The organism is Nostoc sp. (genome assembly GCF_036917555.1).
In the GTDB taxonomy this organism is placed as follows: domain Bacteria; phylum Cyanobacteriota; class Cyanobacteriia; order Cyanobacteriales; family Nostocaceae; genus Nostoc.
Genome location: NZ_JBALDD010000069.1, coordinates 1 through 22,773 on the forward strand (window position 1 = coordinate 1; position 22,773 = coordinate 22,773).

Sequence of the window (22,773 nt, forward strand, 5' to 3'; positions counted from 1 at the left end):
AACGTCCGGATATTCCTATGTTTATTGTCTAGTTGTTTGGCGCTTGGCACGGCTGCGCCGCGCCCTCGCTTGTGACAGTTGCGTAAGTCCTGATCTAGTGAAAAATGAGGATTACTTCATTAAATAGACTTATATTTGGATTGATTTTTGTCAACATCAAGACTCTAAGGAAATGTTAAGTAATAGTGTTTTTAAGCGAACTAATCAGCCTTATCAGCAAGCTGCCTGCACTTTTGTGGGTATTCAAGATCCGATATTGGCTTCCTTTTTCTTGAGCTTTTTCAATGGGTTAATTCTGGAAAAGTTATGGGGTGATGAAACAATTGATTTTATGGAACAATGTGCGTTATTAGGCAAAATGCTCACAGCATATTTGCTGCAATATAGGGCAATAGTTAAGGGTTAGATTGGATACCTAAATAAGTTGCAAAATATTCATATCTAACAATTATCAATTATCTGATATTTATTGATGGCTAAGAATTAGTTCTACCATCAATTAACTCAGTAGACAAAATAATTTTTGAGGAGAGTAAAAAAGATGGTTCAAAAGCTGTTAAAGAAAGCTTTCAATAAAGGGTTAGTTGCATTAGTAATTGCAGCTACTGCTATTACGGGTGGAATTGTTGTTTATGGCATTTCTCAGTTTGGGTTAGTTGGTCAAGCTGAGAAATCTGAGCCAGTAGAAACCACGCTCAAAAGTCAAAAAGTGGCTGCGTTAGGACGACTAGAACTGGAGGCTGAGGTAATTAGCTTGTTTGCGCCCTTGGCATTGGATGGCGATCGCATTGCGAAAATTCTAGTCCAAGAGGGCGATCGCGTTAAAGCCGGACAGATGGTAGCAATATTAGATGCGCGCGATCGCTTGCAAACTGCTGTACTACAAGCCCAACAACAAGTCAGAGTTGCCCAAGCTAAACTCGCTCAAATTGAAGCAGGAGCAAAAGCAGGAGAAATTCAGGCCCAGCAAGCCAGTGTAGAACGCTTTGAAGCCTAGTCCCAAGGAGACAAAACAGCACAACAGAAAGCGATATTCCGCATAGAAGCACAGTAGGAAGGAGACAGAATAGCGCAAGAGGCAACAATTAAGAAGCTAGAGGCAGAACTCAAAAATGCTGAAGCCAAATATCAACGTTATCAGCAGCTATATTCCCAAGGAGCAGTTTCTAATTCTTTGTATGACAGCAAAGGCTTAACTGTAGAAACTGCCAAACAGCAAGTAGACGAAGCCAAAGCAGTTCTCTCCCTTATTTTTGTTAATGCGACAGCGCCAGCTTGAACAGCAAGCTGAAACACTGGTTTATTAAGGTTTTTTTCCAATATGCTTTCTAAACTATTTCGCAAAACGCCGCTAGCATGGCGGCAGTTAATGAAAGAAAAACCCGTCTTGCTGTTGCAGTCGCAGGTATTACCTTTGCCGATATGCTGATGTTTATCCAGTTGGGATTTGAAAGTGCGCTTTTTGATGCAGCTGTGAAACCTCATCGCAATTTACAGGCAGATTTGGTTTTTAGTTCCCAATTTCAAACTTTGTTTTCTGTAAAAAACTTTTCCAGAGAGCGACTATATCAAACATTAGGTTATGAAGGTGTTCAGTCAGTTAATGCTGTATACATCAGCACCAGACAGTGGCGAAATCCTGAAACACGTCTTGAGCGTGCCATTTTAGTTCGGGGTGTTGATCCGACACAACCCGCTTTCAAATCGCCCGAAATTAAACAAAATCAGGATCACCTTAAACAGTTGTATCAAGTTCTGTTTGACCAGGCAGGTCGTCCAGAATACGGGGCAGTTGGTGATATCTTTAAGAAAACAGGTAAATTTGACACGGAACTCAATAGTAAAGCCGTCTTTGTTAAAGGCTTGTTTACTGATGGTGCTTCCTTTGCTGCCGATGGTAATGTGATCGCCAGCGATTCTACCTTTCTCCAGCTATTCCCAGAGCGTAAACCCGATCGCATCGAAGTTGGGTTAATCACGCTGAAACCAGATGCCGATTCTGAAACAGTATGATCGCAACTTGTCAATGGACTACCTAAAGATGTCAGAGTTTTGACTCCAGAAGAGTTTGCCAAAGTGGAGATAACTTACTGGGAAGCGGGTACTGGTATTGGTTTCATTTTCGGTTTAGGTACTGGAGTTGGGTTTATCGTTGGCATTGTGATTGTCTACCAGATCCTTTACTCTGATGTTTCTGACCACTTGCCAGAATACGCCACCCTCAAAGCAATGGGATACACCGATAACTATCTCTTGGGAGTTTTAATTCAAGAAGCATTGTTATTGGCTATCTTAGGTTTTCTGCCTGGATTCATCCTTTCTTTTGGATTGTATCAAGTCACCTATGCTGCTACGATGCTTCCCATTTTCATGAAAATGGAACGGGCGATCCAGGTTTGGATTTTGACCATGATCATGTGTAGTGTTTCTGGGGCGATCGCAATGCAAAAACTACGATCTGCTGACCCTGCTGATGTTTTTTAGTGGAGACGCGATTAATTGCGTCTCTGCAAAAATTAGGAATTATCTCCCCCATACCCAATGCCCTATCAAATCCTATGTTGCAAAAATCTTTACCAGTAAATCCTAACTCAACACTTTCTGCTTCAGAACCTGTAATTTCTGTTAGTAACCTCAACCATTACTTTGGTGAAGGTGCGCTTCGCAAACAAGTATTATTTGACATTAATTTAGAGATTAGCGCTGGGGAAATTGTCATCATGACTGGCCCCTCTGGATCGGGGAAAACCACTCTGTTGACTCTAATGGGTGGATTGCGTTCTGCTCGATAGTCTCAAAATCTTAGGAGAGGAAATTCGTGGTGCTAAAAAGCTGCAATTAACAAAGCTTCGCCGCCAGATTGGCTATATTTTCCAGGCGCATAACTTGATGACTTTTTTGACAGCAAGAGAAAATGTGCGAATGTCCCTAGAGTTGCATGACGATTTTTTGAATCAGGATATCGACGCCAAAGCGATCGCCATTTTGTCAACTGTCGGTTTAGCGGATCGTGTAAATTATTACCCAGAAAAACTATCTGGAGGGCAAAAACAACGGGTAGCGTTGGTGTAGCCCGCCGTAGGCATCGCTCGTGCTTTAGTCAGCCATCCTAAGATTGTTTTAGCAGATGAACCCACTGCTGCACTCGACAAAAAATCTGGGCGCGATGTCGTAGAAATAATGCAGAAGCTAGCCAAAGAACAAGGTTGTACAATTTTACTAGTTACCCACGATAACCGCATCCTCGATATTGCCGATCGCATCATTTACATGGAAGATGGTCAGTTGAAAACCGATGACACAGATACCACTACAACAGAGAAATAATATTATTTTAGGACTTAACAGTATTAAATAAAGATATGAACGCAATAATGACCAACGATGGAAATCCAACAATCGCCCCAATTCATCAACCATATTATTTTAAGTTTGCGGTCAATTGAGGGAATTACAGCGATCGCACTGGGTGGTTCACGGGCACGGGGCAACCATACCCTAAAGTCAGATGTGGATTTAGGAATTTATTACAATCCAGAAAACCCGCCCGATTTAATTGCTCTAAATCGCCTCGCCTGTGAGCTTGATGATAACCATCGCGTAAATTTGATTACTGCGATTGGTGAATGGGGAAAGTGGATTAACGGCGGCGGTTGGCTACAGGTTCAAGGTGTAGGTGTAGATTTTCTCTATCGTGATTTGGCGAAGGTCAATCGTGTCATTGATGATTGCCATAACGGATGCATTACTATTGATTATCAACCAGGACATCCTCATGGGTTTGTGTCCTCTATTTATGTGGCGGAAATTGCTATTTGTCAGGCACTTTACGACCCTGATGGTGTTTTAGAAGCTTTGAAGGTAAAAACAGAGCTTTATCCAGAGCAGCTAAAACAGGCAACTATTGATACTTTCGCCTGGGAAATAAGTTTCTCGCTGTTGGTCGCAAAAAAGGCGAAAGTACGCGATGATATTGTTTACGCAGCAGGTTGTTGTTTCCGCAGTGTGGCGTGTATGAATCAGGTCTTATTTGCGCTCAATGAAGATTACCTGTTGAATGAAAAAGGGGCGATGGCACTTGCTAATAGGTTTGCTATTTGCCCGCAAGACTATCAACAACGGGTTGAGCGAGCGTTTACACTTTTAGCTGCCGATGCAAAATCAATAACTGAGGCGATCGCAATTATTGAGGCGATTGAAGATGATTTAAGTCAATGGTATGGAAATCGGCGATTAGCGATGTAATTTTTATTGCCATCTGACTTCTGTTGCTATGCGATTAGTGATATTTGACCATCGTACAAAATAGTCCCAATACTGCGTAGGTTTTGCTTAAAAAACAACTTCAGTGTAGGTTGATTGAGTAACTTAGACGCAACATTTTTAGGGCTTTGTTGGGTTTCATGACCTTCAAGCAACCTACAAATTTTCTTAACCAAGCAGTATTGTTCCCGACCCTATACCCCACAAAAAAGAATAAATTGTTTTAAAGTGTTATCAAATAAAGACTTTGGTCATTGAGTACATTATTAATACATATTAATAGATGCAGTATTGCAGATGAGATATTAATAGATGCAGTATTGATGGAAAGTTAATTTAAGATCCTAAAGCTATCCTTTAAACACGGAGTAAATCCTAGCAAGAAATCTTTAATGCAGATAATACACTTACTTTCTAGTACTGGCTATTTCTGATTCTTATATTCACGTGTTCTGATAATGCAGCTTAGAGGCGGGGACAAAAATCATATTATGAACAAAACCTTTGCAACCATCGATGGGAATGAGGCTGTCGCCCGTGTTGCTTACAAACTAAATGAAGTGATTGCCATTTATCCCATCACCCCCTCTTCAGCGATGGGTGAATGGGCAGATGCTTGGTCAGCAGAAGGTCGTCCTAACCTCTGGGGTACTATTCCCAGCGTCGTGCAGATGCAGAGCGAAGGGGGAGCGGCTGGTGCTGTGCATGGGGCTTTGCAAACAGGTTCCCTGAGTACCACCTTTACGGCATCTCAGGGATTATTGTTGATGATACCCAATTTCTACAAAATTGCTGGTGAGTTGACTAGCGCTGTGGTTCACGTTGCAGCCCGTTCCTTGGCTACTCATGCTTTATCAATTTTTGGCGACCATAGCGACGTGATGGCAGCTCGGGCGACTGGTTTCGCCCTGCTGTGTTCCGCTTCGGTGCAGGAAAGTCAAGATTTTGCTCTCATCGCCCATGCTGCTACCCTAGAGGCGCGAGTCTCCTTTATGCATTTCTTTGACGGCTTCCGCACCTCCCATGAAGTGCAGAAAGTCAAATTGCTCTCAGATGATGATTTACGATCGCTCATCCACGATAACTTAATACTCGCCCACCGCAGCCGTGCCCTCACCCCAGATCATCCAGTATTGCGCGGTACTGCCCAAAACCCCGATGTCTACTTCCAAGGACGTGAAGGCGCTAACCTTTACTACAACGCCTGTCCAGAAATGGTTCAGCGGATCATGGATGAATTTGGAGAACGCACGGGAAGGCATTATAAAATCTATGAATATTATGGTGCTAACGATGCCGATCGCGTTATCGTTCTTATGGGTTCAGGTTGTGAAACCGTCCATGAAACAGTAGATTACCTGAACGCCCGTGGTGAAAAACTTGGTGTAGTCAAAGTGCGACTTTACCGCCCCTTTGATGTTCAAAGGTTTGTTGCAGTATTACCAACTAGTGTAAAAGCGATCGCAGTTCTTGACCGCACTAAAGAAGCAGGTAGCGCCGGTGAGCCTTTGTATTTGGATGTGGTGGCTGCTATTCATGAAGCGTGGGGAGACAAGGGGGACAAGGGAGAAAATTTTATCTCATCACCTAAAGTTATTGGTGGTCGCTACGGTCTTTCTTCTAAAGAATTTACTCCGGCGATGGTGAAGGGCATTTTTGACAACCTTGCCCAAGCTAAACCAAAAAATCACTTTACGATTGGGATTAATGACGACGTTAGTTATACTTCTCTCAGCTTTGACTCTAATTTCTCTACAGAATCGGATAATGTTGTCAGGGCAATGTTTTATGGGTTGGGTGCTGATGGCACTGTTGGCGCTAACAAAAACTCCATCAAGATTATTGGTGAAGAAACTGACAATTACGCCCAAGGCTACTTTGTTTTTGACTCCAAGAAATCTGGCTCGATGACTGTCTCTCATCTACGCTTTGGTAAAGAGCCAATTCGCTCCACTTATCTAATTGACCAAGCTAACTTTATTGGTTGTCATCACTGGGGATTTCTGGAACGCATAGATATTTTGAAGGCTGCTATTCCTGGGGCGACTTTACTGCTTAACAGTCCATACAATGCAGATACCGTTTGGGAATATCTGCCGTTGGAGGTGCAGCAGCAAATTATCGCCAAGCATTTGAAGTTATATGTAATCAATGCTAGCCAGGTTGCCCGCGAAAGTGGCATGGGTGGCAGAATTAACACGATTATGCAGGTATGCTTCTTTGCCTTAGCGGGTGTCTTGCCGCAGGAAGAAGCGATCGCTAAAATCAAACAAGCGATTAACAAGACTTATGGTAAAAAAGGTGCAGAAGTTGTCCGCATGAATTTGCAAGCTGTAGACAACACCTTAGACAACTTGCATAAGGTAGATGTACCACAAACAATTAACAATCAACAATCAACAATCAACAATCCAAGATTGCTTGATAGTGCGCCTGAATTTGTGCGAGAAGTTCTAGGCAAAATCATGATTTGGGAAGGTGACGACTTACCTGTTAGCACACTACCAGTTGATGGCACTTTTCCCGTAGGCACTGCCAAGTGGGAAAAACGTAACGTTGCCGAAGAGATACCTGTGTGGGAGCCAGATGTCTGCATACAATGTGGTAAGTGTGTGATGGTTTGTCCCCACAGTGCCATCCGTGCAAAGGCTTATCAAGCAGATGAGTTAGTAAATGCACCAGCAACCTTCAAGTCAACTGGTGCAAAAGATAAAGACTTTGCCAATCAACAATTTACCATTCAAGTTGCCCCTGAAGATTGCACAGGATGCACGATTTGTGTAAATATTTGCCCTGCTAAAAATAAGTCTGAGCCATCGCTGAAAGCGATTAACATGGCACAGCAGTTGCCTTTACAAGAGCAAGAGCGAAAAAACTGGGATTTCTTTTTGAGTTTACCTAATCCTGACAGGCGATCGCTAAAATTAAATCAGATTCGCCAACAACAACTGCAAGAACCTTTATTTGAATTCTCTGGTGCTTGTGCAGGTTGTGGTGAAACACCTTACTTAAAATTATTAACACAATTGTTTGGCGATCGCGCCGTCATCGCCAATGCTACAGGTTGTTCTTCAATATATGGTGGGAATCTCCCCACCACTCCTTGGACAACCAACGCCGAAGGACGCGGCCCCGCGTGGTCTAATAATTTATTTGAAGATAACGCCGAATTTGGTTATGGCTTCCGCCTCTCTCTCGATAAACAAGCTGAGTTTGCAGCAGAATTGTTGCAAGAATTGGGGAGTGAAATAGATGAAAACCTTGTCTACTCCATCCTGAAAGCTGAACAAAAATCTGAGGCTGACATTTGGGAACAGCGCGAAAGGATAGAACTGTTGCAGCAAAGGTTAGATGAAATCGTCACTTTCGACCCTAATCGTTCGACTGAGCGACTTGCCTTGAGCATCTCGGCTCCGCTCGATGGAACCGAAGCCGAAAGGAGCCGAAGTCTCAAATCCAAAATCCAAAATCTCAAATCCCTTGCAAATTACTTGGTGAGAAAAAGCGTCTGGATTGTTGGCGGTGACGGTTGGGCTTATGATATTGACTTTGGCGGTATCGATCATGTAATTGCTAGTGGTCGAAATGTCAACATCTTGGTGATGGATACAGAAGTGTATTCTAATACAGGCGGTCAATCTTCCAAAGCCACGCCACGAGCAGCAGTTGCTAAATATGCCGCCAGTGGTAAGCCAGCACCAAAGAAAGACTTAGGGATGATTGCCATGACCTACGGAAATGTCTACGTAGCGAGTGTAGCTCTTGGTGCTAGAGATGAACATACCCTGAAAGCATTTTTGGAAGCAGAAGCTTATGATGGCCCATCACTAATTATTGCTTACAGCCATTGCATCGCCCACGGCATCAACATGACTACAGGGATGAATCATCAGAAAACTTTGGTAGAATCAGGTCGTTGGTTGCTGTATCGGCATAATCCAGAGTTGCTTAACCAGGGTAAAAATCCTTTGCAATTGGATATGCGATCGCCTACGCAATCTGTAGAAGATTCCATGTATCAAGAAAATCGCTTCAAAATGCTCACTAAGAGTAAGCCTGACGTTGCCAAGCAATTGTTAGAACAAGCTCAAGCTGAGGTAGATGCACGTTGGCAAACATACCAATATTTGGCAAAGCGCGATATTCTCTGAATATTAACCCTAATTTTAGTTATAAAAATTGCGACTTAACTAACTCAAGTCGCAATTTTCGTTATAAAAACCCATTTTTTTTGTTACAAACATCAGAATTTTCGTTACAAAAAACCATTTTGGTTACTAAATTCATTATTTTTGTTACAAACATTATAAATTTTGTGATAAAAAAACCATTTTAGTTAGTAAAATTGTTATTTTCGTTACAAACATGGAAATTTTAGTTACAAAATCACCATTTTAGTTACTAACGCTGTGGTTTAAGTTGTATTGAACCACAGTGTTAGTCAACAAACGCGCAAATGTGGGGTTTGATTCCTTAACCCAATCTTTAAAAAAGAGTGCAATGTCTACGACAGATTGTAACGCTCGAACGCAAAAGTGGGTTGCAGACAAGATTCACTAACGCTTCTCGACAAGAGGCTGCGCCTAGCTTGCTTGGACGTAGGAGTACGCTATCACTGACACAAAAACTTAATATAGCACTTCCTAAAATTCACTCTAACTTTATTAGAATCATACCCAGCCTCTTGACAATGCTTAGATATTTATAAGACTATTTAAGTAATTTAACGGTTATTAAAGTAATTTTTGGTTACAAAATAAAATAGGTTACTAGCTGACACCAAAAGACTGCTTGTAATTCGCAATTAAATTTCCTAATTACAAATTACAAGCTGACAAATTCTTCAATTACCGCTATCGCTCAGATGTGGCAGTAAAAAGGTATCAGAGAGAGTAAGCGGGGAAATATTAATAGATATGCAAATCAATTTTAGAAGAAATCAATTTTAGAAGAGAGCAGGTGCGTAGACGTAGCCCGTCGTAGACATCGCCCAATCTACAACTCAACAAGAGATTACCAATCTAAGGGCAGTGGGAGAGAGGCTAGGGGAGCGAATTGTATTAAGATTTTTGTGAAAAATTCTGACTGAGCAGCCAGGTACTCAGCCTCTTAGTACAGATTAGTAAAAATAAGCGATCCCTTTGAAATGTCTAAAATCTTTACGCGCTCGTAATTACAAACTACAAATTATGAATTACGCCTTGTAGTATAAGTATCTTTGCTAATGACTAACGACAAATACTCATAAAAACTAACACTGAAGAAATGATGGCAAATTCAATTTTTAACCTTTCGGATCTTGACGGCACTAACGGCTTTGCTATCAACGGCATCAATGCATTTGACTCTTCAGGCAATTCTGTCAGCAGTGCGGGAGACATCAATGGCGACGGTCTTGATGACCTGATTATCGGGGCATCTTTTGCCGACCCCAATGGCTCCTACTCAGGACAGAGCTACGTGGTGTTTGGCAGCAAAACCCCCTTTGCTGCCCAACTCAACCTCTCCACCCTCAACGGCACTAACGGCTTTGCTATCAACGGCATCAATGAAAATGACCTCTCAGGCAATTCTGTTAGCAGTGCAGGAGACATCAATGGCGACGGCATCGACGACCTGATTATTGGGGCACAAAATGCCTCGCCCAACGCCATAGAATCAGGGCAGAGCTACGTAGTGTTTGGCAGCAAGGGCGGTTTTGCTGCCAAACTCAACCTCTCTACCCTCAACGGCACTAACGGCTTTGCCATCAACGGCATCAATGAAAATGACTACTCAGGCTACTTTGTCAGCAGTGCGGGAGACATCAACAGCGACGACATCACCGACCTGATTATTAGCGCACAAAATGCCGACCCCAACGGCAATTCTTCAGGGCAGAGCTACGTGGTGTTTGGCAGCAAAGGGGGTTTTGCTGCCAAACTCAACCTCTCCACCCTCAACGGCACTAACGGCTTTGCCATTAACGGCATCAATGAAAATGACCTATCAGGCAGGTCTGTCAGCAGTGCGGGAGACATCAACGGCGATGGCATCGACGACCTAATTATCGGGGCATACGGTGCTGACCCCAACGGCAATTCTTCAGGGCAAAGCTACGTGGTATTTGGCAAGAAGGGGGGTTTTGATGCCCAACTCAACCTCTCCACCCTTAATGGCACTAATGGATTCACCATCAACGGCATCAATCCAGGTGATCAATTAGGCATTTCTGTCAGCAGTGCGAGAGACATCAACGGCGACGGTCTTGATGACCTGATTATCGGGGCACCAAATGCCGACCCCAACGCCTCCTACTCAGGGCAGAGCTACGTGGTGTTTGGCAGCAAGGGAGGTTTGTCAGCTTTGACCTCTCCACCCTCAACGGCATTAACGGCTTTGCCATCAACGGTATCAATGAATTTGACTCTTCAGGCATTTCTGTCAGCAGTGCGGGAGATATCAATGGCGACGGTCTTGATGACCTGATTATCGGGGCATTACGTGCCGACCCCAATGGCAATTCTTCAGGGCAGAGCTACGTGGTGTTTGGCAGCAAAGGCGGTTTTGCTGCCCAACTCAACCTCTCCACCCTTAACGGCACTAATGGATTCATCATCAATGGCATCAATGAAAATGACCTATCAGGCAATTTTGTCAGCAGTGCGGGAGACATCAATGGCGACGGCATCGACGACCTGATTATTGGGGCACTAAATGCTAACCCCAACGCCTCCTACTCAGGGCAGAGCTACGTGGTGTTTGGCGGGAAAAATATAGGCAGTGGCAACACCATTAACCTGACGGGAACTGCTGGCACAGATACTCTCAAAGGCACAATTAACAACAATATCATCGACGGCAAAGCTGGTAACGATACCCTTACAGGCAACGGTGGTCAAGATAAGTTTGTGATTTGCTCTGGCGATGGCAATGACATCATCACTGATTTTGGTGGTGTAGGTAAAGGCACAAACCCATCAGCAGCAGCGATCGCCAATGTTGATACACTGCAATTTACAGGTAGTGGATTGACTGCGAAAAATCTGCAATTAACTCAAAACGGCAATAATCTAGAAGTCACTTTTGAAGATACAAGCAATACCAAAGTCACTCTGCAAAACTTTAAATTAGAAAACCTGGATAATTTACCCGCATCGGATAGTAAACTAGCGATCGCCAATATCCTGTTTGATAATCAGACCAGCGTCGTTGACAGTTTTGATGTCTTAGATGCCAACTCAAATCTTCGCAGCATCTTCAATAAAAACACGGTTACATTCTTCAATGACCTGAATAATAATATCTCTGGTTTTGACAACTCCAATGATGTGATTAATGGTCAGGGAGGTGATGACATCATCGATGGCAACAGTGGCAACGATTATCTACGTGGTGGCACTGGAAATGATACCCTTATTGGTAGTGCAGGTAATGATACTCTCGTTGGCGGTGCAGGCAATGACATACTTACAGGTGGTGCTGGTGCTGATATATTCCTTTACAACATCAATGCTGCTTTTAACGGCTCTGCAATTGGTGTAGATATCCTTAGTGACTTTAAGAGTCTTGAAGGTGACAAGATTTTACTGGATAAGACTACCTTTAGTGCGATCGCTTCTACTCCTGGAACAGGTTTTAGTAACGCCAGTGATTTTAAAATCACGTCTTCAGCCGAGACTAGCACAGCGAAAATTGTGTACGATCCTGTGAGTGGGCAGTTATTCTACAACCAAAATGGTAGTGCAGCTGGTTTTGGCAGTGGTGGTCTATTTGCAACTTTAATTGGTGCACCAACTCTTACAGCATCAGATTTTGTCTTGCAAGCATAGTTTGTTCAAAACACAAAACTACTAGCTCAGAACCTTAAAATTGAATCTTTATTAACACCTCAAGGCTATTTAGATAGACGAGTCATTTCAAACAATTGCTGGGCATTACTTCCTAAAAAAGCATCAAAAAGTATCTGCTTTCCAGATTCCACTTCTACTAGATAGCGCTGGGCAATTTCATAATAGGCGTAAGTCCAAGGAATCGGAATTTCTGCACCACTATTATCATCTAACACTGTCACCATTTCCGTTACTGTTTGAGTTGCAGTTTGCCGCAAACCACAAGCAACATTACCCTCTATCTCTGCTTTCATTGGTACACCCAGGTTAGCCAAAGCATTGGCGGTAGTATCAATATCTGGATATTCTGGGGTATTCTGTCCGTTAACATAGCCTGTAAAGTGATTGACAGCATATCCGTGCAGCAACACCCAAGCCCCATACTGAGTAACCTGATTCACCTCTTCGACAACCGAACGCCCAGGAGGTAGCCAAGGGCGGGTGAAGACTTGCTGGAGTTGTTTGGCGATAGTTTCAATGTTCCCGTCTTTTTGTAGAAGAGTAAGGGGTGAGGTCAGTTTGTCTGGGATTGAAGATACTGTTTTAAAGATGAGTTGGGCAACATTTGCAGGCAATTCATCTACAATCAACTCGCTGATAAACAGCTTGGGTAAGTTAAATTGCTCTTGCTGTGGATGACAATAATGACGGGCGTACAAATGAGTTTGAGCAAAAGTATACTCTCCAGCCGCCACATAACCTAAAGCTTCTGCAAGTTGTCCAAGGTAGTCAATTCCTAAGTTAACTTGACCTTGTGGAGTATCTACTAATAAACGCAAAGATCGAAAGGCGATGTGGTCGTTGGCGACAGTCCCACCAGCAACAGTAATCATTTGCTGGTAAGTACGGGCATGATTTACCCTGGTACTGTATTCTTGCCAAAGTAATTTCCATAAATGAAGGGCAATTTCGGGTTTCATAAAGTATTATTCATTAGTAAAGATAATTCGCCATCTCTCCACAAGTGAATGTTTACGAGTGTGGATTTTATAACCTGCAATTGTGGCTCTTGTTATACCCTGGCTATGTACTTCCATACTGCATCTTTATTAATTAGACAATCAGATACTTACTGAACCAGTTAGCGACTGTCTCTTGAAGTGTCGCAATGTCTTGGCGCTGTTCTGGCGAAATATCTGTTGCTGCTGGTTTAATGTGATGCGCCAGATGCCTGAAGATTTGCATTGACAGCCGTTCTGACTGGTTCAATTGTTCATATTTGCTTAATAGTGCAGCATAAAGTTTTTCCGTATTGCTGACCTCATATATCTCGTCTTGCATACCATGCACGAATAAGGTAGCGGGAAGAGGATTTCTTTTGGTTATTTCTTCCGCACGGACTATAAAATCTAGGCGTTGTTTCGCTGCTTCTGACTTCTCAGACCAAGAATATTTTTTATACTTATCCTCTACCCAAGGGTACTGCTCCTTAAGAAAAGAATAGGTTTCTTGTACAATACGCTCATAACTATTTACAGCAGTATGTAGGTCTTTAGTTATTCCAGCTAGTACAGCAGCAGTAATTGGAATCTTACTTTCTAATAGCGCCAGTAGAGCTGTAAAGCCACCTGCTGAAAAGCCGAACAAACCAATGCCTTTGTTCGGGTCAATGCTGAAACGCTCCTGTAGCGCCTTAACCACGTCTGGTAGCTCATGTGTAGCTTGTTCAATTATCGGTAACAGTAGTTTGAGTACATAGTCATCTATCTGGCGACGCATAAGTTCGTCAGTGCCGCCTTCAGGAAGCCGTTGACCAAAAAGCGGCAGTCCCAGGTAGGCTTTCCAAGCTTCGACGCTTTCTAAAGGCAATGTCTCAGCAAGTACTTTTTCACTGTCAGGCGGTCCGAAGCCGTGCCAGAGGATGATGAGTGGAGCAGGCTTATCTGTATTGATAGGTGGACGTACTAGAACAGGTACACCTGCTAATTCTATTAAATTGAGACTAGACATATTCTAGATCCTCATTAAATCCACTTTCTTTAGCAGCTTAACACCTTGGTGATAATCTCAAGGGCTATCTGAATTTGGTCGCTGTCGATAACTAGAGGGGGACAGAAACGAATTGCTGCTTTACCGCAACCTAGTAATAATAAACCGTGTAAAAAAGCTTCTTGAATAATGCGATCGCGCAATTTATGATCGAGATTACCCGGTTCATCCAATAAATCTACCGCTACCATCAAACCCTTACCTCGTGGCGGTGATACTCTCGGAAATCTTTGATGCAACTGGGTAAGACTAGCTTGTAATAATTCTCCCATTTGGGTAGCGTTGGTCATTAAACCACTTTCTAGCAGTCGCAGTGTGGCAATACCAGCAGCACAAGCTACGGGATTACCGCCAAATGTAGTAGCGTGAGAACCGGGAGGCCAAGTCATTAACTTTGGTCTGGCAAGTATGGCTCCTAATGGCATACCACTGGCGATACCTTTAGCAGTAGTAATGATATCAGGCATCACACCCCAATGCTCGATCGCAAATAAGCGACCAGTGCGCCCCATCCCTGCTTGTACTTCATCCACTACCATCAGAATACCGTGGCGATCGCATATCTCCCGAATCCGCTGCAAAAAACCATCTTCGGGTACGATATATCCACCTTCTCCTTGAATTGGTTCGACTACGATCACTGCCACTTCTTGCGGTGGTAAAATCGTCGGAAATAGCTGTTGTTCCAAGTAATCTAAGCTAGCGTGAGTGCCATAAGGGATATGAGTTACCCCAGGAATTAAAGGCCCAAAATTAGCTCGCTGCACTGCTTTGGAACCAGTGAGAGACATCGCTCCATAAGTGCGTCCGTGAAATGCACCTAAAAAGGCTACGATTAGTGATCGCTTGGTGTAATATCGAGCTAGTTTGATTGCTCCTTCGTTGGATTCTGCCCCAGAATTGGTGAAAAATATTTTTGCGGGAAACGCAGTATCACTCTGTGGGTGGGGAAAAGGGGCGCGAATTGCTAATTGTTCCGCTAGTTCTACCATCGGCTCATAATAAAAATCTGTCCCTGACATGTGCAACAGACGCGCCGACTGTTCTTGAATTGCCTTCACCACTTCCGGGTGAGCGTGTCCGGTGGCGGTAACAGCAATACCTGCGGTCATATCCAGAAATACATTGCCATCTACATCTTCTACCATGCAGCCTTGACCGCGAGAAACAACTAATGGGTAATCGCGGGTGTAAGAAGGGGAAGTTACAGCGCGATCGCGTTGTACAATTCCTTGAGCGCGAGGTCCAGGTAAGGAAGTTACTATACGGGGTGTAAGAGGTAAATTTAGGTTAATAGGGATACTTAACATAATTTTTTCAACTTTTTAAAGATTACTGATGATTAAACGCTAAATGTTGATTGCTTACAGTAGCATTTGATTCTATTGCTGTAGAAATTACGCATTTAACGAAAAAGCTTCATAGTAAAGATTTTCGTATTTTGTAAGACTTTGCCCGTTTTTATAACACAACTTCTGCGATCGCGTCATATTATATTTTTTGAAGCAAGGATAAAGCTTCACTATTGGATGGCAGGGGACAAGCTGCAAAAGATTTGTGGAAGGAAGTATATTCAATCCACAGAATAATTGCTATATGCAAAAATTAATAAAAGTCTCTAAGATAATCAACCAATAACTTGGGTATCTGGACAAAAGTTACACCGCAATCAGTATGAAATTAAACAAAATTTAAGACAGGAGAACTTTGCTATTACTTATCTTGTTGAGGATCAGAGTAGCAAGAATGTTGTAATTAAAACATTGGATTCCAATTTCCTTAATCAATTAAGTAACGTAGACCGCGATTGCTTAAAATCAGGTTTTGCAGATGAATTCTGCAAACTAGCAATATGCAAACATCCGAATATTGTCCAAGTCATTGATACCTTCGAGTCAGGTGATTTAAAATGCATGGTCATGGAGTATATTCAAGGATATAATTTAGCTAAGATTGTCCAACCGCGAGGATTTCTCCCTGAAAAAGAGGCTTTAGATTACATCCAACAAATTAAAAAAGCACTCATTGCAGTTCATAAACAAGGATTTTTACATCGAAATGTGAAACCAGAAAATATCATTTTGCGGGCGGGTACGCATCTGGTTGTTTTGATAAACTTCGACTTAGCACGAAGATTCGTTGATAACCTAGTGTCAAGTCGCGGTAACTTGGTTGATAAATTTACACCAATTGAACTGTATTCCAACTCTCCTAGACAACAGCTGCGACGTAAACCTTGGACTGATATTTATTCTCTTGCGGCAACTTTATATTTTTTATTAACAGGAAAACTGCCAGAAAGTGCTATTGAGCGCCAAGATAACAATAAGCGTTTAATTCCACCCAAGGAATTTAATGATAAGATTAGTGATCGCGTCAATCAAGCCATTCTCCACGCAATGGAACTACAACCCGACAATCGTCCCCAAACAGTAGAAGACTGGTTAAAAGAATTGGGTTTAAACACAGCAAGTCTTTCTCTTCCCAAACTTCTTTGGACACAACCTTTGTGGGCACGGATATTAGAAATTATAACTGTAGTAGCATTATTTGCAGCCTTGATATCAGGAATCAAAGATGGCATAGACTTATTCAAAGATTGGTTTCACAAACCAGCACCCCCGACACAACAAACCCCATCGTCTTCCACTTAACCACAAAATAGGTAGTAGGTCACGTCTACGCAAAAGTTAGTTTTGAAGTCACATTTGTTGCTTTTGCGACTCCAATAGTTAGTTTTGAAGTCGCATTTGTTGCTTTTGCAACTCCAATAGTTAGTTTTGAAGTCGCATTTGTTGCTTTTGCGACTCCAAAAGTTAGTTTTGAAGTCACATTTGTTGCTTTTGCGACTCCAAAAGTTAGTTTTGAAGTCACATTTGTTGCTTTTGCAACTCCAAAAGTTAGTTTTAAAGTCGCATTTGTTGCTTTTGCAACTACAAAAGTTATTTTAGCAATAGCTAGAAAACCTCAATCTTCGTCTCTGCGCCTCTGCATGAGCTATCCATCTCCTAATTCACCAACGCCAACCACTAGAACCAACAAAAACTGTGTCAGAATCAATATCAGTCATCAATAAATCTGGGTATATTGAACATCACTTGTTGACCACAAAGTTCGGATATTAATTGCTGTGCAAAAGCCACTTGACTAATTTTTTTGTTTGACATTGGTTGCATCCTCAGTACAATGCCGTGCCCGTGACTATAAACTGATACGCTCATTAATCAAATTTTGGTAGGACTGACTATAATCCCTGACTGTGCAACGAATGCCTTTTCCATCAATTGCCAATCTCTCATAAGGCATTGCTGGAACAAAAGCTGAGGCCCAATTATTAAATAAATCTGTTAATGGCTGAAAATCTACCGTTTTTAGTACTCGTCGAAACGAAAAATCTGATGGCAACTTGATTGTTTGTTCTAGGTTTAACCCGGATATCAAGCTTTGTCTGTGTACCAACGTATAAAGTCTTCAACTGGTCGGTAGCCCCAATATCAAGGCAATTGCCCCTAGCAAAATCACAAACAGTACCAATCACAATTTATTAATCGTCCTCTAATATGCCGATAGTCCGGCACTTGCTGCAACTGTTCGATCAGATTATTCATGTTTCCCTCTTGTCAAGAAAGCGATCGCCTCCCATAAGTATTGTCATTTTTCTCTGGTTGTATGAAACCACCCTGCCTCCTGAAGAGCGGGGAGGGGAGACAAAGCATAGCTTTGGCGGGGTGGGGTGATTCGGGTTTAATAAGTAATCAAGCAGACATGATATAACATGATCTTTTTAATTGCCTGGAATATTCCAGGTGATGCAGAAAATGTTGTGTCAAGACGAAAGACTGATTATTGTAGAGACGGTGATTCATCGCATCTCTTGCCTGAACCGAACAGTATTGCGCCCCTACAAATCTACAAATAATTTGAGATAATTTATTTTTTGCAAGTCCTTAACGCATATTTAACTTCACCAGATGTTTAATCATTCATGAATAATGAGATCCCTGACTTCTCTAGAAAGTAGATAATTTTGGCGATCGTGAATGATTTAGGATTGTTATATAGATAATTTTTATATAATAGATTTAATCTTTCGCCAATTTTATCCGTGTTTGTACTCTATCATAACTTTACAGATACTCTTAGAATCAACCTAAATTTATTTCCGTAAGGAGTCGGATATGAAGACTTGTGACATGTCTTTCATAAAGACCAATGGACTCACGACTTTGTTGGTATTTGTCTCAGTTATATTTATTTTATCATTCACTCTAATTATATTATTTTTTGAAAATATTCAAGGATTTTCAAATCAAGAAAAAATTGAATACATTACTCAAGTATTAACAACGATTGCCATAATTATTGGGGGATTGGCATTAATTCTCAATGCTTACTATACCTCTAGACTCTCTCTGGATGAGAATCACAGCTTGTTAACGCAACTCCTAGCTGGAACACTGAATTGGGATAACAATATCGTAAATTGTATCAATCAGACACAACTAACTCCACAAGATATTGTTTCTGAACGCTTTTCTAAAGCGATTGAACAACTAGGAAATGAAAAGATTGAAACGCGATTTGCTGCAATTTATGCTTTAGAACGAATTGCCAAAGATTCTCCAAAAGATCATTGGACAATCATGGAAATCCTCGCTGCTTTTATCCGCGAGAATGCCCCAGTGAATAGGGAATATGAAGATGAGTCACTGCAATCATCAAAACTTCCTACAGATATTCAAACAGCCTTAACTGTCATTGGAAGACGCGATTCATATAAAGATCCAGTCAATCAAAAACTCGATTTGCGCAATACAGACCTCTGCAATGCAGACTTAACTGAAGCTAACCTCTCTAGAGCAATTTTTGTCGGGGCTAATTTGCAATGGGTCAATTTTACCAGAGTAAACCTTTCTGAAGCAGACTTATCAGTGACCTGTCTTTGTGGCTCAATCCTCTATGAAGCCAACCTGCAAAAAGCAATCCTCCCAGAAGCCAATCTCCAAGGCGCAGTTCTTAGAAAAGTGAACCTTTCCCAAGCAATCCTTTATGATGCCAACTTGGAAGCGACAATTCTTTGTGATGCCAACTTGGAAGGAGCAATCCTTTGTGATGCCAACTTGGAAGGAGCAATCCTTTGTGATGCCAACTTGGAAGAAGTCAACTTTGAGGGTAGCAATCTCCAAGATACAAACCTGATTGGCAGTAACTTGCAAAGGGCAAAACTTGCTGGCGCTAATCTAGAAAGTGCATTACTGAGTACAGCTAACCTCCAAGAAGCTAATTTTCAAGAAGCTAACCTCTGTGGAGCAAACTTGAGCGGCTCGGAAAATGTAGAATCACAGCAGATTGAACAGGCAATTGGCGATCGCACAACCATCCTACCGGAAAATCTGAAAATACCCCAACATTGGTGGTAATAAAAACTAAAGTTTCAGCAAACTTGATTACACGATAGGGACGCATAGCTATGCGTCCCTATCGTGTTTAATTTAGTACCCAAAGCTAAAAAATTGCCAAAAACCTGATAATTATTCTCTCTCAGCCTAAATTTTCCGCAATTTAAATCACTAACAATTCTGAAACGCTGAGAGGTTTCCAACACAGATGCGATCGCCACTGCAACTGCTGCTAGTCTAGTTTCTTGTAGCTAAATTGGTAAATTCTCTATGCAAGCAGGATTACCAAATATTTGTGGCAAGCTAAATCTATACTGAATCCCCAGTAAATTACTCATCACGATTAGTGCCTTGGTTGCGAATTAAATAAGCTTCGATTTTAAGCATTAGTTCCCGAAGACGATCTATTTTTTCCTCAACTTCATCAAATCCGGTAGCGATGCCTTGTGAAATTTGTTTTTGATTACCTAAAAGGTGGTTAAAATCGCGTACCTCATTCACCTTTTTTTCAGCAGCAGCTTCCGCTTGAGTAATAGCCTGCTATCTTTCAAGATTAGCTTGATGTCTTTCAAATTTTTGCTTATCATTCCACCTGAAAAACCAACCTGAGCCAGCGACAAGCGAAGAAAGCACAAAACCAGCCAAGCCCAGATCAAATTTCATTAGAATTTTAAATAAATTCTTCTAATTTCAAATTCCATTTTGCAAACCCAGTCAGAAAATCTATTTTACCCACCGGGAAGCAAGCCGACAGCTAACCGACCGCAGGACATGATCTTTTTCTCTAAATTCTTTAGGTATTGGCAGCTCATATACAGTTACATCTTCTGATACTTGTATATAAAACTTTGATGATTTAGTAGATAAGGAATCAGGATAAATAAATCGAATAAAAGCACCACTGCGTATCCTCAATGATTCCCAACTAACTACATCAGTTATCGTTGTTGTAATGCGAAGAATATCAGAAGTAACATCTACTGAAAATATCTGCCAAGTATCTGTTATTTCCAATTCGCCAAGTGATGACCATACAATAGGCATTAATCTTACGTTGAAACTCTTGCTAACGTGGTGTATTGAGGCTGATAATCCCATAGGTGCAGAAATTCAGAAATACAAGGAAACGCTCAAAAAGAATGTCGATGGTTCAGGTAAGCAGCTGCTTAACGGTAAGCACTTGCAAAATAAACTGATGTCTAAAGTTGCAAATCTTTTGTTTCGGGAGTTATCAAGAGCGATCGCTCTCCCATAATCAAAACTAGTTAAGCATGAGCGTGGACACGCTCACTAATGGAAATGTGACGAAAAGAGAATTATGGCTAACGTATATGTAATTAAACACACTTTGCAAGACCCAGAAGAATACGATGGAAACGTAACAGAAATAGATAAAGTCTTAGTCACCATAAAAGGTGATGTTAATGCTTCTATTGAAAATTGGCTTAAGGATTTTGAAGGATTTGTTGTTGGGATTTATGAATCTATTGGTAAACCACAGTTTCATTTAACACCAACTAAATGGGCTGAATATGAGTGACAAAAACGGAATTACAAATTTTGATTTATGACACAATTGGACACAGAAAAATTTGAGTTATTAAAATATAAAATCAGAGAGAATTGGATCGCTAAAATTCAAATGGAATTAGTAAAATGTGATGCTAATGGGCTTTTAGTAGATATATATAATCACCATCATTTCCTTGGGATGTTACCTGAGCAAGCTGCTGAGTTAGCTATCAAGCTTTACTCACCACTCAGTAGTTCTGATTATGGAATTTTTGCTAGTGGCAAATTCTTACAATAAAGCACCAAGTGACAAAAAAATGAAATAATGACCATGATATTAATCATTTTTGAAGTAGAAACTAAACTTATTAGTTGCCTCTACTTCATGATTTTAATTTATTGCATTTCTGGACAAACCCTCTCAACTTTGACTATCAAGTGGCAAAAACAGAATTTTGAATAATGAAGAGAATTTTAGAGGTGAAATTTGGAGATAGCAACAATCCAGAACAAGAAAAATGCATTGTTCAAATTCCTCTTGAGGATGTTGATTTTGAAGAATTAGAGAAAGCTATTGAAGAAAGTAACAAAGAGGAAGAAGGTATTGCTACAGATATAATCTGGGATTGGATAAGAAATAGCTTAGGTTATACTTGGAAGCTCACAAATGACACCTCAAACCAATAATTGCTCTAAATGCAACGGTACAGGTCTGCACAAAAACAAAAAGTGTAGCTTATACAATGGAGATGGACAAATTGAACTCGAAGAAGCTACCGAAGAACTTAGATGTCTTTGGATGAGTCAAGATTTGGGGATACTCACTACTGAGGAATACCAACGTTTGACTGAGTTAGGTTACTAAACCAAGTGACAAAATGGAGATAATGCTTAACCGCTACTACAAATTAGAAGAACACACACCTATTGCTGTTGATTTTGAAGAATGGGCCGCCTGGCGCACAACCGCTAACACACAAGTTATCCTTTCTGTCATTCACAGTTCTATCAGCGTTTCAACTGTATTTACTGGAATAAATATTGGGACTGTTGAACAGCTTAAGATTTTTGAGTCATTAGTGACTGGAGGTAGTTGCGATCGTGAAAAACGCTTCTACTCAACTTGGGATGAAGCTGTGCAAGGTCACTATGACCTGATTATTCAGTCCATCGCCACTACTCCCTATTCCCTAATTGTCTAGAGTGAATATGAAAGCGATCGCTTTGCTTTTATCTATTGCTGCTGTTACTGTTTATACTATTTTTGGTATTAGTTCACGTAAATATTTCAGTAGCAAGCAAAAGAACATACAGGAAACCTCAAGTAATCAGCAGACTATAAGTCATGTAACAGCTTTCGGGCGCTTAGAACCTCAAGGAGATATTGATATTATTCATCTGTCTGCTCCAACCTCTAACCAGCGTTTGGCTGAACTGCATGTGCAGCAAGGTGACCAAGTTAGAGCCGGTCAAATTGCGATTATGGACAATTTTAATCAGTATTAAGCCCTTGTAGAAAATGCTAGAGCAAAAGTAAGGGTAGCGCGATCGCGTTTAGCTCAGTTGCAGCCATGCATCAGACTTTAGAGCAAAAAAAGCCAATGCCGTCCTGCGCCCGATGAAAAGGCGCAGCGTCCGTGGTATTAACGGGACTTAAACAAAAATTAAGCCCAAATGTAGCCCAAACTGGCTTTATAAGCAGCAAACAGGTCACGATTGAGAGTCAACCAATCAAAAAA

19 protein-coding genes and 4 pseudogenes are annotated in these 22,773 nt (G+C 41.4%); 18 read left to right on the top strand and 5 right to left on the bottom strand.

All coding sequences use genetic code 11. From position 1 onward, the window contains the following. Window positions 1-94: 94 nt before the first annotated feature. From V7K60_RS27625 to V7K60_RS27660, 8 genes and pseudogenes are all read left to right on the top strand, one after another. Window positions 95-406, top strand: a pseudogene (locus V7K60_RS27625) (TetR/AcrR family transcriptional regulator); the annotation flags it as partial. A gap of 135 nt (window positions 407-541) precedes the next feature. Next, window positions 542-1,270 (top strand): annotated as a pseudogene (locus tag V7K60_RS27630) (HlyD family secretion protein); the annotation flags it as partial. A gap of 51 nt (window positions 1,271-1,321) precedes the next feature. After that, window positions 1,322-2,484 (top strand): annotated as a pseudogene (gene devC / locus V7K60_RS27635) (ABC transporter permease DevC). Between the two features lie 74 nt (window positions 2,485-2,558). Continuing rightward, window positions 2,559-3,327 (top strand): annotated as a pseudogene (locus V7K60_RS27640) (DevA family ABC transporter ATP-binding protein). Window positions 3,328-3,384: 57 nt separating this feature from the next. Beyond that, window positions 3,385-4,245: a nucleotidyltransferase family protein gene (locus tag V7K60_RS27645; protein ID WP_334930298.1), complete on the top strand. Its 861-nt coding sequence runs from the start codon at window positions 3,385-3,387 to the stop codon at window positions 4,243-4,245. Between the two features lie 509 nt (window positions 4,246-4,754). Then, on the top strand, window positions 4,755-8,414 hold the full coding sequence (nifJ, locus tag V7K60_RS27650; RefSeq protein ID WP_334930300.1) for a pyruvate:ferredoxin (flavodoxin) oxidoreductase: 3,660 nt from the start codon (window positions 4,755-4,757) through the stop codon (window positions 8,412-8,414). A 1,114-nt stretch (window positions 8,415-9,528) separates the two neighbouring features. After that, the gene (locus V7K60_RS27655; protein WP_334930303.1) at window positions 9,529-10,731 is read left to right on the top strand and encodes an integrin alpha; all 1,203 of its coding nucleotides are present in this window, start codon (window positions 9,529-9,531) and stop codon (window positions 10,729-10,731) included. Window positions 10,732-10,787: 56 nt separating this feature from the next. Beyond that, a complete protein-coding gene (locus V7K60_RS27660) occupies window positions 10,788-12,074 on the top strand; it encodes a calcium-binding protein (protein WP_334930305.1) in 1,287 nt (428 codons plus the stop codon). A 65-nt stretch (window positions 12,075-12,139) separates the two neighbouring features. Here the strand turns inward: V7K60_RS27660 and V7K60_RS27665 are convergent, their stop codons facing one another. From V7K60_RS27665 to V7K60_RS27675, 3 genes are all read right to left on the bottom strand, one after another. Next, a complete protein-coding gene (locus V7K60_RS27665; protein WP_334930307.1) occupies window positions 12,140-13,054 on the bottom strand; it encodes a DUF1338 domain-containing protein in 915 nt (304 codons plus the stop codon). A 133-nt stretch (window positions 13,055-13,187) separates the two neighbouring features. After that, the gene (locus tag V7K60_RS27670; protein WP_334930308.1) at window positions 13,188-14,084 is read right to left on the bottom strand and encodes an alpha/beta hydrolase family protein; all 897 of its coding nucleotides are present in this window, start codon (window positions 14,082-14,084) and stop codon (window positions 13,188-13,190) included. 29 nt (window positions 14,085-14,113) lie between these two features. Beyond that, window positions 14,114-15,433, bottom strand: coding sequence for an acetyl ornithine aminotransferase family protein (locus V7K60_RS27675; RefSeq protein ID WP_334930310.1), 1,320 nt, complete (start codon window positions 15,431-15,433; stop codon window positions 14,114-14,116). Window positions 15,434-15,835: 402 nt separating this feature from the next. Here V7K60_RS27675 and V7K60_RS27680 point away from each other — a divergent pair, with 402 nt between their 5' ends. Continuing rightward, a complete protein-coding gene (locus V7K60_RS27680; protein WP_334930334.1) occupies window positions 15,836-16,777 on the top strand; it encodes a serine/threonine protein kinase in 942 nt (313 codons plus the stop codon). 25 nt (window positions 16,778-16,802) lie between these two features. On the opposite strand, the gene V7K60_RS27685 is transcribed toward V7K60_RS27680, so the two are convergent. Next, window positions 16,803-16,997, bottom strand: coding sequence for a hypothetical protein (locus tag V7K60_RS27685; protein WP_334930312.1), 195 nt, complete (start codon window positions 16,995-16,997; stop codon window positions 16,803-16,805). A 686-nt stretch (window positions 16,998-17,683) separates the two neighbouring features. Here V7K60_RS27685 and V7K60_RS27690 point away from each other — a divergent pair. Continuing rightward, a complete protein-coding gene (locus V7K60_RS27690) occupies window positions 17,684-17,860 on the top strand; it encodes a hypothetical protein (protein ID WP_334930314.1) in 177 nt (58 codons plus the stop codon). 456 nt (window positions 17,861-18,316) lie between these two features. Then, window positions 18,317-19,543 (top strand): pentapeptide repeat-containing protein, encoded by a 1,227-nt coding sequence (locus V7K60_RS27695; protein WP_334930316.1) that lies wholly within the window; start codon window positions 18,317-18,319, stop codon window positions 19,541-19,543. 309 nt (window positions 19,544-19,852) lie between these two features. Here the strand turns inward: V7K60_RS27695 and V7K60_RS27700 are convergent, their stop codons facing one another. Then, window positions 19,853-20,023 (bottom strand): hypothetical protein, encoded by a 171-nt coding sequence (locus V7K60_RS27700; RefSeq protein ID WP_334930318.1) that lies wholly within the window; start codon window positions 20,021-20,023, stop codon window positions 19,853-19,855. Between the two features lie 451 nt (window positions 20,024-20,474). Between V7K60_RS27700 and V7K60_RS27705 the strand changes: the two genes are divergently transcribed. From V7K60_RS27705 to V7K60_RS27735, 7 genes are all read left to right on the top strand, one after another. Continuing rightward, complete coding sequence (locus tag V7K60_RS27705) at window positions 20,475-20,777, top strand: hypothetical protein (protein WP_334930320.1); 303 nt, start codon at window positions 20,475-20,477, stop codon at window positions 20,775-20,777. A 63-nt stretch (window positions 20,778-20,840) separates the two neighbouring features. Continuing rightward, window positions 20,841-21,062 carry a hypothetical protein gene (locus V7K60_RS27710; protein WP_334930322.1) on the top strand — a complete coding sequence of 74 codons (222 nt, stop codon included), beginning with the start codon at window positions 20,841-20,843 and terminating at the stop codon, window positions 21,060-21,062. A 27-nt stretch (window positions 21,063-21,089) separates the two neighbouring features. After that, entirely contained in the window at window positions 21,090-21,332 is a 243-nt protein-coding gene (locus tag V7K60_RS27715; protein WP_334930324.1) for a hypothetical protein, read from the top strand. 164 nt (window positions 21,333-21,496) lie between these two features. Then, window positions 21,497-21,721, top strand: a complete 225-nt coding sequence (locus V7K60_RS27720; protein ID WP_334930326.1) for a hypothetical protein — start codon at window positions 21,497-21,499, stop codon at window positions 21,719-21,721. After that, window positions 21,702-21,899, top strand: coding sequence for a hypothetical protein (locus V7K60_RS27725; RefSeq protein ID WP_334930328.1), 198 nt, complete (start codon window positions 21,702-21,704; stop codon window positions 21,897-21,899). The genes V7K60_RS27720 and V7K60_RS27725 overlap by 20 nt, the downstream gene beginning before the upstream one ends. A gap of 13 nt (window positions 21,900-21,912) precedes the next feature. Beyond that, a complete protein-coding gene (locus tag V7K60_RS27730) occupies window positions 21,913-22,236 on the top strand; it encodes a hypothetical protein (protein ID WP_334930330.1) in 324 nt (107 codons plus the stop codon). A 7-nt stretch (window positions 22,237-22,243) separates the two neighbouring features. Next, a complete protein-coding gene (locus V7K60_RS27735) occupies window positions 22,244-22,540 on the top strand; it encodes a hypothetical protein (RefSeq protein ID WP_334930332.1) in 297 nt (98 codons plus the stop codon). Window positions 22,541-22,773: the final 233 nt, after the last annotated feature.

Excerpts from the sequence above, each read along its gene's own strand:
- V7K60_RS27645 (WP_334930298.1), top strand. The coding sequence starts at position 3,385 with ATGGAAATCCAACAATCGCCCCAATTCATCAACCATATTATTTTAAGT.
- nifJ (WP_334930300.1), top strand. The coding sequence starts at position 4,755 with ATGAACAAAACCTTTGCAACCATCGATGGGAATGAGGCTGTCGCCCGT.
- V7K60_RS27655 (WP_334930303.1), top strand. The coding sequence starts at position 9,529 with ATGATGGCAAATTCAATTTTTAACCTTTCGGATCTTGACGGCACTAAC.
- V7K60_RS27665 (WP_334930307.1), bottom strand. The coding sequence starts at position 13,054 with ATGAAACCCGAAATTGCCCTTCATTTATGGAAATTACTTTGGCAAGAA.
- V7K60_RS27670 (WP_334930308.1), bottom strand. The coding sequence starts at position 14,084 with ATGTCTAGTCTCAATTTAATAGAATTAGCAGGTGTACCTGTTCTAGTA.
- V7K60_RS27675 (WP_334930310.1), bottom strand. The coding sequence starts at position 15,433 with ATGTTAAGTATCCCTATTAACCTAAATTTACCTCTTACACCCCGTATA.
- V7K60_RS27690 (WP_334930314.1), top strand. The coding sequence starts at position 17,684 with ATGCCGATAGTCCGGCACTTGCTGCAACTGTTCGATCAGATTATTCAT.
- V7K60_RS27695 (WP_334930316.1), top strand. The coding sequence starts at position 18,317 with ATGTCTTTCATAAAGACCAATGGACTCACGACTTTGTTGGTATTTGTC.
- V7K60_RS27705 (WP_334930320.1), top strand. The coding sequence starts at position 20,475 with ATGCGAAGAATATCAGAAGTAACATCTACTGAAAATATCTGCCAAGTA.
- V7K60_RS27710 (WP_334930322.1), top strand. The coding sequence starts at position 20,841 with ATGGCTAACGTATATGTAATTAAACACACTTTGCAAGACCCAGAAGAA.
- V7K60_RS27715 (WP_334930324.1), top strand. The coding sequence starts at position 21,090 with ATGACACAATTGGACACAGAAAAATTTGAGTTATTAAAATATAAAATC.
- V7K60_RS27720 (WP_334930326.1), top strand. The coding sequence starts at position 21,497 with ATGAAGAGAATTTTAGAGGTGAAATTTGGAGATAGCAACAATCCAGAA.
- V7K60_RS27725 (WP_334930328.1), top strand. The coding sequence starts at position 21,702 with ATGACACCTCAAACCAATAATTGCTCTAAATGCAACGGTACAGGTCTG.
- V7K60_RS27730 (WP_334930330.1), top strand. The coding sequence starts at position 21,913 with ATGGAGATAATGCTTAACCGCTACTACAAATTAGAAGAACACACACCT.
- V7K60_RS27735 (WP_334930332.1), top strand. The coding sequence starts at position 22,244 with ATGAAAGCGATCGCTTTGCTTTTATCTATTGCTGCTGTTACTGTTTAT.